The 12,047-nt window shown below is 70.3% G+C and carries 9 protein-coding genes and 2 pseudogenes; 5 read left to right on the top strand and 6 right to left on the bottom strand.

What is annotated here, in order from left to right; all coding sequences use genetic code 11:
* Window positions 1–3 precede the first annotated feature (3 nt).
* Window positions 4–2,241, bottom strand: coding sequence for a glycosyl hydrolase family 95 catalytic domain-containing protein (locus tag ACWEK3_RS32620; protein ID WP_453251274.1), 2,238 nt, complete (start codon window positions 2,239–2,241; stop codon window positions 4–6).
* Window positions 2,238–2,930, bottom strand: a pseudogene (locus ACWEK3_RS32625) (beta-galactosidase); the annotation flags it as partial. The gene ACWEK3_RS32620 and the pseudogene ACWEK3_RS32625, both read right to left, overlap by 4 nt.
* On the opposite strand from ACWEK3_RS32625, the pseudogene ACWEK3_RS32630 reads away from it, so the two are divergent.
* A pseudogene (locus tag ACWEK3_RS32630) lies at window positions 2,918–5,545 on the top strand (glycoside hydrolase family 3 C-terminal domain-containing protein); the annotation flags it as partial. The pseudogenes ACWEK3_RS32625 and ACWEK3_RS32630 overlap by 13 nt on opposite strands.
* 73 nt (window positions 5,546–5,618) lie before the next feature.
* On the opposite strand, the gene ACWEK3_RS32635 reads toward ACWEK3_RS32630, so the two are convergent.
* The 3 genes from ACWEK3_RS32635 to ACWEK3_RS32645 all read right to left on the bottom strand — a co-directional run bounded on the left by ACWEK3_RS32635 (window position 5,619) and on the right by ACWEK3_RS32645 (window position 7,516).
* On the bottom strand, window positions 5,619–6,572 hold the full coding sequence (locus ACWEK3_RS32635) for a BN159_2729 family protein (protein ID WP_450541288.1): 954 nt from the start codon (window positions 6,570–6,572) through the stop codon (window positions 5,619–5,621).
* Entirely contained in the window at window positions 6,569–7,144 is a 576-nt protein-coding gene (locus ACWEK3_RS32640; protein ID WP_384438578.1) for a sigma-70 family RNA polymerase sigma factor, read from the bottom strand. The genes ACWEK3_RS32635 and ACWEK3_RS32640 overlap by 4 nt, the downstream gene beginning before the upstream one ends.
* Window positions 7,145–7,246: 102 nt before the next feature.
* Window positions 7,247–7,516: a helix-turn-helix domain-containing protein gene (locus ACWEK3_RS32645; protein ID WP_453251275.1), complete on the bottom strand. Its 270-nt coding sequence runs from the start codon at window positions 7,514–7,516 to the stop codon at window positions 7,247–7,249.
* Between the two features lie 211 nt (window positions 7,517–7,727).
* On the opposite strand from ACWEK3_RS32645, the gene ACWEK3_RS32650 reads away from it, so the two are divergent.
* Complete coding sequence (locus ACWEK3_RS32650; protein ID WP_384438584.1) at window positions 7,728–8,228, top strand: helix-turn-helix domain-containing protein; 501 nt, start codon at window positions 7,728–7,730, stop codon at window positions 8,226–8,228.
* Window positions 8,229–8,324: 96 nt separating this feature from the next.
* Window positions 8,325–8,564 carry a hypothetical protein gene (locus ACWEK3_RS32655; protein ID WP_453064735.1) on the top strand — a complete coding sequence of 80 codons (240 nt, stop codon included), beginning with the start codon at window positions 8,325–8,327 and terminating at the stop codon, window positions 8,562–8,564.
* Window positions 8,565–8,692: 128 nt separating this feature from the next.
* Here the strand turns inward: ACWEK3_RS32655 and ACWEK3_RS32660 are convergent, their stop codons facing one another.
* Entirely contained in the window at window positions 8,693–9,019 is a 327-nt protein-coding gene (locus tag ACWEK3_RS32660; RefSeq protein ID WP_450541282.1) for a hypothetical protein, read from the bottom strand.
* Between the two features lie 734 nt (window positions 9,020–9,753).
* On the opposite strand from ACWEK3_RS32660, the gene ACWEK3_RS32665 reads away from it, so the two are divergent.
* Window positions 9,754–9,966: a hypothetical protein gene (locus ACWEK3_RS32665; RefSeq protein WP_361425617.1), complete on the top strand. Its 213-nt coding sequence runs from the start codon at window positions 9,754–9,756 to the stop codon at window positions 9,964–9,966.
* Window positions 9,906–12,032, top strand: coding sequence for a hypothetical protein (locus tag ACWEK3_RS32670; protein ID WP_450541279.1), 2,127 nt, complete (start codon window positions 9,906–9,908; stop codon window positions 12,030–12,032). The genes ACWEK3_RS32665 and ACWEK3_RS32670 overlap by 61 nt, the downstream gene beginning before the upstream one ends.
* Window positions 12,033–12,047 lie beyond the last annotated feature (15 nt).

The raw sequence follows: 12,047 nt of genomic DNA on the forward strand, positions 1-12,047 counted from the left end.
GGGTCACCACGTCCTCAGATCGAGGGCGCGGGCCTCTCCGGCGACCAGGTCGAGCGGCCGTGCGCAGGAGGGAGTCCTCAGGTCGACGCGGAGGGTGCGGGTGGGACGCAGCAGCGCCGTGGCCGCGTCAGGGCTCCAGGCCAGGTCGACTTCGGCCCCGAACCGGGTACGGATCCCGCGCAGTTCGCCCTCCGGGTACGCCGGCGGGAGCGCGGGCAGCAGGACCAGCCGGTCCGGGGTGGACCGCACCAGCGTCTCGACCAGTACGGCGGGCAGGGCGTGGGCGGCGTCGGCGTTGTAGACGTTCCGGTCCGGGTAGTGGGCGCTCATCAGGGAGGCGTGGAAGTAGTCGCCCTCCAGTACGTTCCGAAGGGCGCGGCCGACGCGGTCGCCGTCGCCGAGGCGGGCCGCGATCAGGGCGTGGTGGAGGTGGCCGTGGGCCGAGTCGTTCTCCGCGCCGCGCAACGCGAGGGCGCGGTGGGCGGCGGCGGCCAGGTCCGGGGTGTCGTGGGGGTCGATCTCGTCCAGCGGCCAGACGGCGTAGAGGTGGCTGAGGTGGCGGTGGTCGTAGGCGTCCGCCAGGCCGGGCCACGCCCATTCGGCTAGGGCGCCGTCGGCGTTGATCCGGTGCGGTGGGAGGCGGTCGGCGAGGGCCTGCCAGCGGTCGGCGTCGGGGGTGCCGGGGTGGTAGGCGGCGGCCGTCCGCAGGGCGTGCCGGGCGGCGGAGAGGTCCATGGCCGCGTTGAGCGTGCCCCAGCTCGCGTTGGCGGGGCGGTTCTCGGGCGAGTAGGAGGGGACGACCACGAGGTGGCCGTGCTCGTCGGTGCGGGTGAGGAAGTCCTCGTAGAACCGGGCGACTTCGGCGAGCGCGGCGGCGGTGCGGGGGTCCTGGGCGCCGCGTGTCTCGTCGAGGTCGACGAGCGGCTTGAGCAGCCAGTCGGCGCCGGCGGTCCACAGGTGCAGCGGGTACTCACGGCTGAAGTGGTACGCGTGGCCGGACTCGCCGTCGGTGTGCGCGGGCGCGACGGCCCCCCGGGTGCCGAAGATCGCGCGGGCGTTGTCCCGCCAGTCGGGGAGTTGTGCCTCGACGAGCCGGGCCAGGGCCTCGCCGACCTCGGGGAGGCCGGCCGCGGCGGCGGAGGCGGTCTGGAGGTTGAGGTTGGCGTCCGTGGTGAACGCGCCGGACCAGGCCGTGTGCCAGTCGCCGGTCCACAGTCCGGTGAGCCGGGGCGGGAGCAGGCCGCTGGCGGAGAGCAGATGGTAGCGGCCCGCCGCGAACAGCCGCTCCGCCAGGGCCGCGCTGCCCGTCCGTTTCAGCAACTCCGATCCCGGCAGGGCGCGTTCGGTGGGCTCGCCGCGCAGGTCGAGGGTGACGCGGTGGTAGGCGGAGCGGTGCGCGGGCAGATGGCGTTCGAGGAGGTCGTCGTACGCCCGCCCGGTCAGCAGGTCGAGCAGGGCCCCGGCATCCTCGGTCACGGCCGGTTCGCCGGTGTGCCGGCGCACCCGGGTGAGCAGCAGCACCGAGTCCGCGCCGGTGACGCGCACTCCGGGCGGGGCGAGCGCCGTGGCGCCATCGGTGACGGCGATCAGCAGCACGCCGGTGTAGGCGCGGTCGCTGCCGGGGTAGCGGGCGTGCAGGCTCAGTACCGCGCCCTCGGCGGTGAGCAGCGCCCCGTGGCCGACGCCGAGGCCGGGCGGCACGCCGGGCAGCCGGTGGTCCAGGCGGACGTCGAGCGTGGGACCGGGCGCGGTGACGTGCTGGACGATCACGTCGTCGGCGCGGGAGACGAAGACGCGGCTGATCCGGTCCCCGCACACGGCCGTCGCCTCGCCGCTGGTGAAGTCGACCGAGCGGCGGAAGAGAGTCCCCCTTGTTCGAGCGGGGTCGAGAACGCGGGGGACCTGCCGGGCGCGGGGCGGGCGGCTCAGCCGGATCCGGAAGGCCGGGTGGAAGGGCTGCACCCACTGCAACGCCCGTCCATCCGTGAAGGACTCGGCAGCGGTGCGGTCACCGGCGAGCAACCGGTCCTGGAGAGCGGGCAGTTCATCGGCGAGGAGCGGGGGCCTGGCGTGCTCGCCGCCGTTGGGGCGGACGAGGGTGTGATGGGTGACGATCACGCGGTCGTCGTCCGGATCGCCGAACACCAGGGCGCCGTGGTGGCCGTTGCCGCTGAGGAAGGCGTCCTCCCAGCGGGCAGCCGGGAGGGGTTCCCAGGTTCCGTGCCGAAGTCCGCCCGTCACGGTTTCAGCACCGCCGCTCCGTACCGTCCGAGCGTCGTGCGGCCGGTCACGGGCGCCCCGGTGAGCAGGTCGCGGTGGGTGCCCGGCACGTCGACGGTCACCGGCTCGCGCCCGTGGTTGAGCAGGAACAGCAGCTCGCCGCGCCGGACGGCCTCGACCCCGGCGGGCAGCCCGTCCAGCACCGGGCGGGCGCCCGCAGTGGCGGCGACGCGGGTGAGCAGGGCGCGCAGCGCCTCGGGCTCCGGGAGGGTGGAGACGTACCAGGCGCGGTCCCGGCGGAGCACGGCGGGCAGCCCGTCGAGCTCGCCGCCCTGGTACGGGACCGTCTCGTCGGCGGTGCCGGCGGCCTCGATCTCCTCCGACCACAGCGTCCCGCGCAGTCCGCCCGCGCACGCGACGCTCTCCCCCGCGTCCAGCGGCCACCACTCGTGCAGCGTGCGGATGCCGAACAGTTCGCGCAGCCGCGGATCCATGCCGCCGGGGCGAATGCGGTCGTCCTCGTCGGCGACCCCGGTGAGGAAACCGCACGCGAGGGTGCCGCCGCCGGCGACGTACGCCAGGAGGTTGTCGATCGCCGCGTCGGTGAGCAGGTAGAGCTGGGGGACGACGACGAGCCGGTAGGCGGTGAGGTCGTGCTCGGGATGGGCGAAGTCGGTGGCGAGGCGGGCTTCCCACAGGGCTCGGCGCCACCTGGAACGACGACCTGGTGCGACGGATCGGCGAGGCGGTGTCCCGCGAGGTCCGGGCGATGCGCGCCCGCGACGACCGCGTCGGCCTCAACGTCTGGGCGCCGGTGGTGAATCCGCTGCGCCACCCGCTGTGGGGCCGCAACGAGGAGGGCTACTCGGAGGATCCGAGGCTGACGTCGGCGATCGCCGTCGCCTACACCCGCGGCCTGCGCGGCGGCCATCCGACGTACTGGCGCACGGCGCCGGTCCTCAAGCACTGACTGGCACACAACAACGAGACCCGCCGGGACACCACGTCCTCCTCGGTGCGCCCGCGCGTCCTGCACGAGTACGACCTGCGGGCCTTCCGCGAGGCGGTGGCGGCGGGCGCGGTGGCCGGTGTGATGCCCGCCTACAACCTGGTCAACGGCCGCCCCAACCACGTCTCGCCGTACCTGCGCGAGCATCTGCGCACCTGGACCGAAGAGGACCTGCTGGTCTGCTCGGACGCGGGCGCGCCCTCCAACCTGGTCGGCTCCGAGCACTACTTCGCCACGCACGAGGAGGCCACCGCGGCCGCGCTGCTGGCCGGCGTGGACAGCCTCACCGACCACGGCACGGATCCGGCGAAGACCGTGGCGCGGGTGCGGGGCGCCCTGGAGCAGGGCCTGCTGACCGAGGCCGACGTCGAAACGGCCGTGCGCCGGCAGCTCTCGGTGCGCTTCCGGCTCGGGGAGTTCGACCCGCGAGAGGATCCGCACGCCGGCACCGGGGAGTTCGACACACTCGAGCACCGGGCGCTCGCGCTGGAGGCCGCCGAGCAGGCGGTCGTGCTGCTGAGCAACGACGGGCTGCTGCCCCTGGCCGCCGGCGCCCGCGTCGCCGTGGTCGGCCCGCTCGCCGACGAGTGCAAGCTCGACTGGTACAGCGGAACGCTGCTGCGCCGGTCCACACCGCTGGAGGGTCTGTACGAGCGGTTCGGCGCCGAGCGCGTCGAGTTCGCGGAGGGGCTGGACCGGGTGCGGCTGCGCACGGCCGACGGCCGCTTCCTGCACGTGCCGCCCGGGAAGGCCGAAGGTACGACGCGCGGCGCGGAGGGGGCGTTGGACCCGGCCCTGCTGGCCGGCCGCACCGATCTGCCGCCGCTCACCACCGACGCCACCGGCACCGTGCTGTCCCTGATGGACTGGGGCGAGGGCGTCCTGACCCTGCGCGCACCGGACGGCCGCTACCTGTCGGTGGCCGGCGACGGTTGTGTGCGCGCCTCGGCCGACCAGCCCGGCGGCTGGGTGGTGCAGGAGACGTTCCGCCTCGAACCGCACCGCGGCGGGCACCTCCTGCGGCACATCGGGACCGGTCGCCACGTCCATGTCACCGCCGACGGCGTGAGGATCGCCGAGGAGAACGGGCCGGACGGCGCGGAGGCCGCGGAGGTCTTCGAGCTCGTCGTGTCCGAGCGCGGGGAGGAGGCGGTGGCGCGCGCGGCCGGCCGGGCCGACGTGGTGCTGGTGGTGGCGGGCAACGACCCGCACATCAACGGCCGGGAGACGCAGGACCGTACGACCCTGCGGCTGCCGGAGCACCAGGAGCGGCTGCTGCGCGCGGCCCGCACCACGAACCGGAACACGGCGCTGGTGCTGGTCTCGTCGTACCCGTACGCGGTCGACCCCGCTCCCCTGCGGGCGGTGCTGTGGACCGCCCACGGCGGCCAGGCGGCGGGCACCGCCCTGGCCCGGGTGCTGGCCGGTGACTCCTCCCCCGCCGGCCGGCTCCCGCAGACCTGGTACGCGGACGACTCCGACCTGCCGGACCTGCTCGACTACGACGTGATCGGCAGCCGCCAGACGTACCTGTACTTCGAGGGCACCCCGCTGTTCCCCTTCGGACACGGGCTGTCGTACGCCTCGTTCGGATACGGAGACCTGACGGTCCGGGTCGGGCAGGACACGGTGCGCGTGTCCTTCACGGTCACCAACCACGGGGGCGTCACCGCCGACGAGGTCGCCCAGCTCTACACCCGCGCCGTGAACCCGTCGGTCCCGCGGCCGCGCCGGGAGCTGGCCGCCCACCGCCGCATCACGCTCGCGCCCGGTGAAAAAGCTGCCCTGACCTTCGAAGTCCCCCTCTCCACACTGGAGTTCTGGGACGTGTCACTGGGCCGCCGGCGTCTGGAGCCAGGCCCGTACGACTTCCTCGTCGGCGCCTCCGGCGAGGACATCCGCATCCGTACCACCCTCATCCTCGACGGAGAGCCCGGCACTCCGCGCCCGGTCCTGCAACACGGCCTGAACGCCGCCGACTTCGACGAGCAGTCGGGCATCGAGATCGTCGACCGGACGAGGACGACGGGCGACGCGGTGACACCCGCTCCCGGCAGACCGGGCGAACTGCTCTACCGTGACTGCGACTTCGGCACTGGTGTGACGCGGGTGAGCGTGGAGGTGGCGGGCGAGGGCTCGGTCGAACTGTCCCTGGACGGCGGCCCGGTACTCGCGGTGGTCGTCCTGGACAGCCCCACGTCGGGCCCGTACGACTACACCACCCTCACCGTTCCGGCCACCGCCGCCGGCGTACACGATCTGCGCCTCGGGCTGCGCGGCCCCCTGCGCCTCGCGCGGATCGGCTTCACGAGTTGAGAACGACCCGTCCCGGCCCGCTTCGGACCATGTGAGTCCCCTGGATGCGACTCACCGTGATCGGGGTCGGTGTTCACCGGGTGTCTTCGGCGTCCGGGGACGAGGCCTCGGCGGTCTGCGTCTCAACGGCGGAGAGGGGGCCGTTGGCCGTGACGATCGAGGCGAGCGGGTAAGGAGGGCTGCTGGTGCCGCAGAGGGTCAGCAGCGGCATGCCGTCTTCCCGTCGTTGGCCGAGGTAGCTCCACATCTGGCCGTGCCGGTCGACCTGGCCGCGGGCGAGGTCGTAAACGCGGCCTCCCAGGAAGAACGGTTCGCCGGCGGCCTCCGCGGCGGTGTCGAGAAGGTGCGGCACTTGGTACGCGGTGAGGTGGACGTCGACGGCGTCGATCTGTCCGGCGGCGGTCTGGGCCCATCCGGCGCGGTGGGTGGGAGCGTCGAGTGCTGCGCCGATGGCGGTCAGCCAGTACTCCCAGTGGTCGAGCGAGAGGGCGTGGATGTGGATGACGACGCGCTCGTGGTCCGAGGTGATGTGCGTGGTCTCGAGCCGGCCCGCGTTCTCGGCCCGCAGCTTGGCCGCCACAGCGGCCGTACGGGCCTGCGCCGGAGTCCAGTCGGCCGCGCCCTGCTCCTCGGTGCTCGTGGTCCGAGCGGCGGCGGGCCTGATCATGGGGGTCTGCTCGGCGACGGGCACGACGGCCGGCTGCGGCACACTCGCCGCGGTGTCGGGCGCCGGGGGCGTGTCAAGTCCGGTGCCGGGCAGAGCGATCACGCGGAGGAGTGCCGGGGCGGGCGGCTTCGGGTCGGCGGCGGCTTCGGTGACGTCGGCGGCCGGCTGGTCCTCTTCGGGCAGGCCGCGCTGCGCTTCGTCCTGTTCCTGGAGCCGTTTGAGGGCTTCGGCGCCGCCCGTTTCCACCAGGCGCCCCTGCGCCTGGAGGCCCGCGATGAACCTCCGGGCCAACTGCGCCAATTGCTCGGTCAGTTCGCGCTCGATCTCGGCGTCGCTACGGCTGTCGGGAGTGGTCGTCATGCTCCCGCCTCCACATAGGCCCTGCGGAGGGAGTCGAGCGCGCGCCACTGCAGGGTCTTGACGGCGGCGTCGGTGGTGCCCATGGTGCGGGCCGTCTCGCTGACGGACAGCTCGCGGAGGAACCGGAGCCGGATGACGGCCTGTTGACGTGGCGTGATCCCGGACAGGGCATGGTGCAGGTCGGCAGCGGCAAGGGTGGACAGGACCGTGTCCTCCGCGGTGCTCACCGGGGTCACCCAGGCGTCCCACACGTGGGTGATCTGGTCCACGAAGGTCAGGCGCCGTGTCGCGGCGACCTTGAAGTGGTCGGCGACCACGTTGCGGGCGATCGTGCACAGCCAGGCACGGATCGACGTGCCGGTCCACCGGAAGGTGCCGATCTTGGCCCACGCCTTCATGAAGACATCGGCCGTGAGGTCCTCGGCGAGCGTCGGGTTCGATCTGACGCGGAGGCCGATGAACGCGGCGATTACGTCGTGGTACATCCGGTACAGCTCGCCGAATGCCTCGGGATCGCCTTGCTGGGCGCGGGTGATGAGGGCCGGTTCCCTCGTTGTGAGGCCGCCGGACACGGCCTGGGCATGAGAAATCAAAGCCTGCTTCCGATCGTGAGTGGAGGAACTGTGTGGGGCTGGGTGACGAGGAGAGACCGCCCCCGCGGGCTCCGCGGGCCGTCAGCCGGACTCGCGCCGGCGTCCGACTGGAGCGGGCGTCGGCCACCGGCGTGGAACGGCGGTGCGCCGCGTGGTCAGCGGGTCGTCGTAAACGAGAGTGTCGAGCCCGACCCCGTAGGCGTCGCGCAGCGTCCAGAGCGTGGCCAGGCTCGGTTCTTTCGTCCCGGCCGCGAGCCGGTGGAGCGTCGACCTGCTGATACCGGTGCGCTGCGCCACGTCGGCAACACTTTCGTCACCAAGCTCCTTGGCCTTCACCAGGAGCTTGGCCATATGGAGGCGGAGCATGGTCAGAAGACCCCCTAAGGGACTTGCATCCGTGCGGCTAACCCACACGCACGGACGTATGGAAGTTGCCAGGCTGATGTGACGCAAGGCTATTTTTATTCGCACATAAGTACTCGATCGACGAGTTGGCCTGGAGGAATGCCGATCTAGGCCCTTGACCTGCAAAGGTGCACGCATGCAACTAGCGTGAAAGTACATGCATGCGCGCTACCCTCCGGACATGCGGATTACGGAAGATCTCCATCAGGGGAATCGGACCGGGCGACAGGCTCAAGCGCGGCGTGTCGGCGCCTACCTCTCCGCGGCCGCGACCGCGGCCGGGTACGACATCCGCCGGCGCAAGGGCGGCCGAGCGCAACTGGCGGCCCTGACCGGGCTGAGCCTGACCACCATCAGCCGGACGCTGGACGGCAGAACCCTGCCGCTCCCCTCACAGCTGACGAAGTGGGCCACGGTCCTCGACCTCGATCACCGAGCGATGCTGGTGGAGAGCGGTCTCATCCCTGAACAACGAGGGGCCCGAACCGCAAGCCACGAGGCAGCCTCAGCGGCACTGTCCCCGAACGAGGCCATGAACGCGTGGGGGATCTCCGATCCCATCATTCGCAAGACACTCAACGCGAGTATCGTCCACGCGATCAGACTCCAAGAGGAGCTCGACGCGGCCGACGGCTGGGAGGCCGTCGCACTGGGGTGAACCGGATACCCTCCCTCCTGCCGCGCCAGTATCAGCGGGTCGAAAATGGTGCGCTGGCGAGAGGGGTAGCAGGTGCTCGTCGTACGAGGAACTTCAATGACCGCTGTCGTCCGCGGCAGCACTGGTGAGACGGTTATTTTGCTCCCCGGTGACGCACGCCAGGAAGTGTCCGAGGCAACACTGACCGACCTGATCAAGGCCGCCACCGCCGTTCTCAGTGCGGCCGAACTTCAGACCCTCAGCAGTGTTGTCCTCAGGTTGACAACAAGCCAGATGGATTCCTGTGTTTCAGTCGACGGAATGGCCCTGACGGTCTATAGGCTGACCATCGACTGATTACCGGGCGCGAATAGGAAAATCCCTCCACCACCAAGTTCCGAGATCACCCCCGCCTCAGCAAAAGGCGAGCCGCCCGCCGTCGGAAGGTTCGACGGCGGGCGGCTCGGCCTTTCACGGGAGCGGTACTAGTAGCGACGCCCGTAGGGGTAGCAGTCCCATCGGTTCGACTGGTAGCGCCAGTCTCGGTCGCAGTCCCGGTCCCACCTCGAGTAGCGGTCGCAGTACCGGTACCGGTAGCTGTCATGACGCCAGTAGTCGCGGTGTCGCCGCAGGTCAGAGCCGTGGCGGTACTCGTAGGGGCTGTAACGGTCGCCTCGGTCGAACGAGTGGGCCGCCAACGTCGCGGAGGCTGGGGCATGGAGCGGGGCCGCAATCGCCTCTGCGGAGGCAGGCACCACGACGGCGCCGGCAGTCAGAAGCGCGACCGCCACCGATCTCGCAATGGTCTTCACTTGCTCTCCTTTCGAACGGCAGGAATTCGGTGTTTCCCTGCCGCTGCATCCGACGTTACATCGAATTACTGGGCCCACCGCTGAAGCCGGTGCGCGGTCAGGCACGAGGGGGCAGCCGACCGGGATTAGAAAGCAGCAGCTCAACCGCCTTGCCGAGCATGTGTGAAGCAGCACTGCCCCGCCTTTTCGAAACACCCGTCCAGACGAATTATGCGGCGTGGCGAGATTAGCCGTCCGACCGGTTCTCGGGACTGAATCAATGACTCCCGCAGGCTAATTCCCGCTCTTAAACGACCCGTATTTCCAGGAGTAAAAAAGGAGCAGGAACCCCACCACCTGTTACTTCGCAGCCCGTAGAGCGCGACAATCGCCCTTGATCTGCCCTGACTTTTACAGAGTTCGCTCGCCCCTCAAAGCCCGCGTACAGGTCGAGACACAGCTCCGGGGCGCCGGCACACCCTCCCCCGCGGGGACCCGGAAGGGAACGACCGTGCGCTTTTGAACGCATGTCGCATATAGGTGGTTTGCACTCCCACTTCCGCTTCCGCTACTGTCCGGGACCTCCGGACAAACCGTTCGGAGTCTCTGGACGGCGCGGTTGGTGTGTGCCTGCTGGTTCCCCCAGCGGTTCCGCCGCCTCCGGCTCCACAGCAGGGTCTTCCGCATGACCCGGCTGCGAAGAGCGGATCTCTGCCGCCAGAACCCCCAACAACCCTTCAATGAAAGGTGTCCCCATGAACATGGACCAGCTCGAGGCCGAGACCGCGGAACTGCTGCCCGGCCGGGAGGCGCTGGGGAAGTTCTCGTTCAACTTCACCAAGATGACCAGCATCACTAAGAAGACCGCGCACGTGGACGCTCACAACGAGTCCGCCGCGCTGAACTCGTGCTCGCCCTGGGCCGTCGCCCAGTCCGAGGCGCAGCAGGCCATCAGCATTCAGCAGTAACTCCGGCAGGCGGTGTGCAGGGCCAGGTCGACGGACTTGGCCCTGCACCCGCTCCATGCCCGGTATTCCATACGGCACGCCTGCTGTCCAGTGCTGTGGCCATTCGTCAGAAAATCAGACGCGCCTTGGAGAAGAGAATGACGGGGTCCGAAGAACCCAGCGGCTTCAGAACGCTGGATGTTCAGGTTCCGCACCCCTGGGACGGTTTCCCACAGGAAGCGGCCATCAACGGCACGCCGGACTCATTCACCCACTCGATGCACACCAAGGCGGCCGGCACCTTCATGCCGTGGAACGCCGCGCCCGTTCCCCGACTGAGCCACGGCTTGCAGACCCTCGGGGAATACCAGGGGTCTGGCTTCACCGAGCGCAAGTACATTGTCCGCCGAGGTGACGGTCAGGTAATCCAACTGTCGCGCCTGCTGTACCTCGTCGTGAGCTCCATCGACGGCGTACGCGACGCCGAAGCGATCTCCCATCGGGTGAGCGGGCGCTACGGGGCTGAAGTCACCACGGAGAACGTCGTCCACCTGGTGGAGCGAAAGCTCACTCCCCTCGGTATCACGGTCCCCTTCGGAGACCTGCCGGAAGAGCCCCCGGCCCCGCGCTCGGACCTGCTCCTCGCCCTCCGTGGCCACAAAGTGATCTTCCACGAGGCTCAGGTGGCTCGCATCGCCGCCGCGCTCTCCTGGCTGCACCGGCCCCTTGTTGTGGCATTGGTACTCGCAGGCACCGCGGCCATGGACATCTGGCTTTTCGGTGTTCATGGAGCCATCACGTCCGTGCTGCAAGTGCTCGAACAGCCGCTGTGGATGCTCATCCTCTTCGTGCTGACAGTCGCCTCCCTCGTCTTTCACGAGTTCGGGCACGCGTCGGCCTGCCGGTACAGCGGGGGCGTACCCGGAAAGATCGGATGCGGCATCTTCCTGATCTGGCCATCCATGTACACGGACGTCACCGACGTGTACCGGATCGGGAAGACCGGCCGCCTGCGTACCGGGCTGGGGGGCGTGTATTTCAACGTCATCTTCATGCTGGCCCTCACCGCGGGCTACCTTCTCACGGGCCAGTCCTTCTTCCTTGCCGCGGTCTACCTCACGCACTTCGAGGTCCTCGAACAGCTGGTGCCGGCGGTGCGGCTCGACGGCTACTACATCCTCGGCGACCTGGCCGGTGTTCCCGACCTGTACGGCAAGGTCAAGCCCATCCTGTTGAGCATGCTGCCCGGGCGGAAACGCCCCGTCGCAGGTGCGGCCGACCTCAAGCGCTCCGCCCGGATCATCGTGACGGTGTGGGTCTTGACCATGATCCCCCTGCTCCTGGCAGAGGCCGGGTACGCCCTGTGGAACCTTCCACGCCTCCTGGCCACCGCACTGCGCAGCCTTTCGGCCCAATGCCTCGGCACGTACTCGGCGTTCACGGCGGGGCAGATCACCGCCGGGCTGGTCGGAGTCATCGGCACACTCATGCTGCTCTGCCCGATGGCAGGAGGCGCCTATCTCGCGGGGCGGCTGACGGCCCGCCTGTACCGAGCCGCCCGGAGAGCGACAGAGGGCAAGCCGGCCATGCGTCTGGCTCTGGCAGCCGCAGTCGTCGCCGGCTGCGCCGTTCTCGGAACCGCCTGGGTGCAGGGACTTGCGCCCAAGCCGCTTCCCGAATCAGCCCCGGTCACTCCTGTCCTGCAACCCGGCGTGCCCACCGTCCGAGCCCCGCACCCCACCCCCACGGACTCCCAGGCGGGCCACCCTGCCGGCACCACCCCGGGGAAGCGGATCGCACGACACAACAGCACCTCGTCCCCCGGAACCGTTCCATCCCGCTCCGCGGCGGCCCCGCCCGCCACCTCGGCAACCGCCCCGGCGCCTCCCCCCGGCACACCGGCCGCCTCCACGGCGGAGGCAGGTCCGACCCCGACCACACCAGCCGGCAGCACTCCCACCACGCCGTCCCCACACCCTTCCGAAAGCCGGACGGCCTCCGCGTCCCCCTCTTCCCCTCCCTCGGAGTCCGTCACCGCATCCCCCTCGCCCTCCGAGACAGCCCCATCCGGCTCCAGCCCTTCCTGACTCCGCACACCACCT

Source organism: Streptomyces sp. NPDC004721, assembly GCF_053601495.1.

Coding starts and splice junctions, on each gene's coding strand:
- ACWEK3_RS32635 (WP_450541288.1), bottom strand. CDS start 6,572: ATGACGACCACTCCCGACAGCCGTAGCGACGCCGAGATCGAGCGCGAA.
- ACWEK3_RS32645 (WP_453251275.1), bottom strand. CDS start 7,516: ATGGCCAAGCTCCTGGTGAAGGCCAAGGAGCTTGGTGACGAAAGTGTT.
- ACWEK3_RS32650 (WP_384438584.1), top strand. CDS start 7,728: ATGCATGCGCGCTACCCTCCGGACATGCGGATTACGGAAGATCTCCAT.
- ACWEK3_RS32655 (WP_453064735.1), top strand. CDS start 8,325: ATGACCGCTGTCGTCCGCGGCAGCACTGGTGAGACGGTTATTTTGCTC.
- ACWEK3_RS32665 (WP_361425617.1), top strand. CDS start 9,754: ATGAACATGGACCAGCTCGAGGCCGAGACCGCGGAACTGCTGCCCGGC.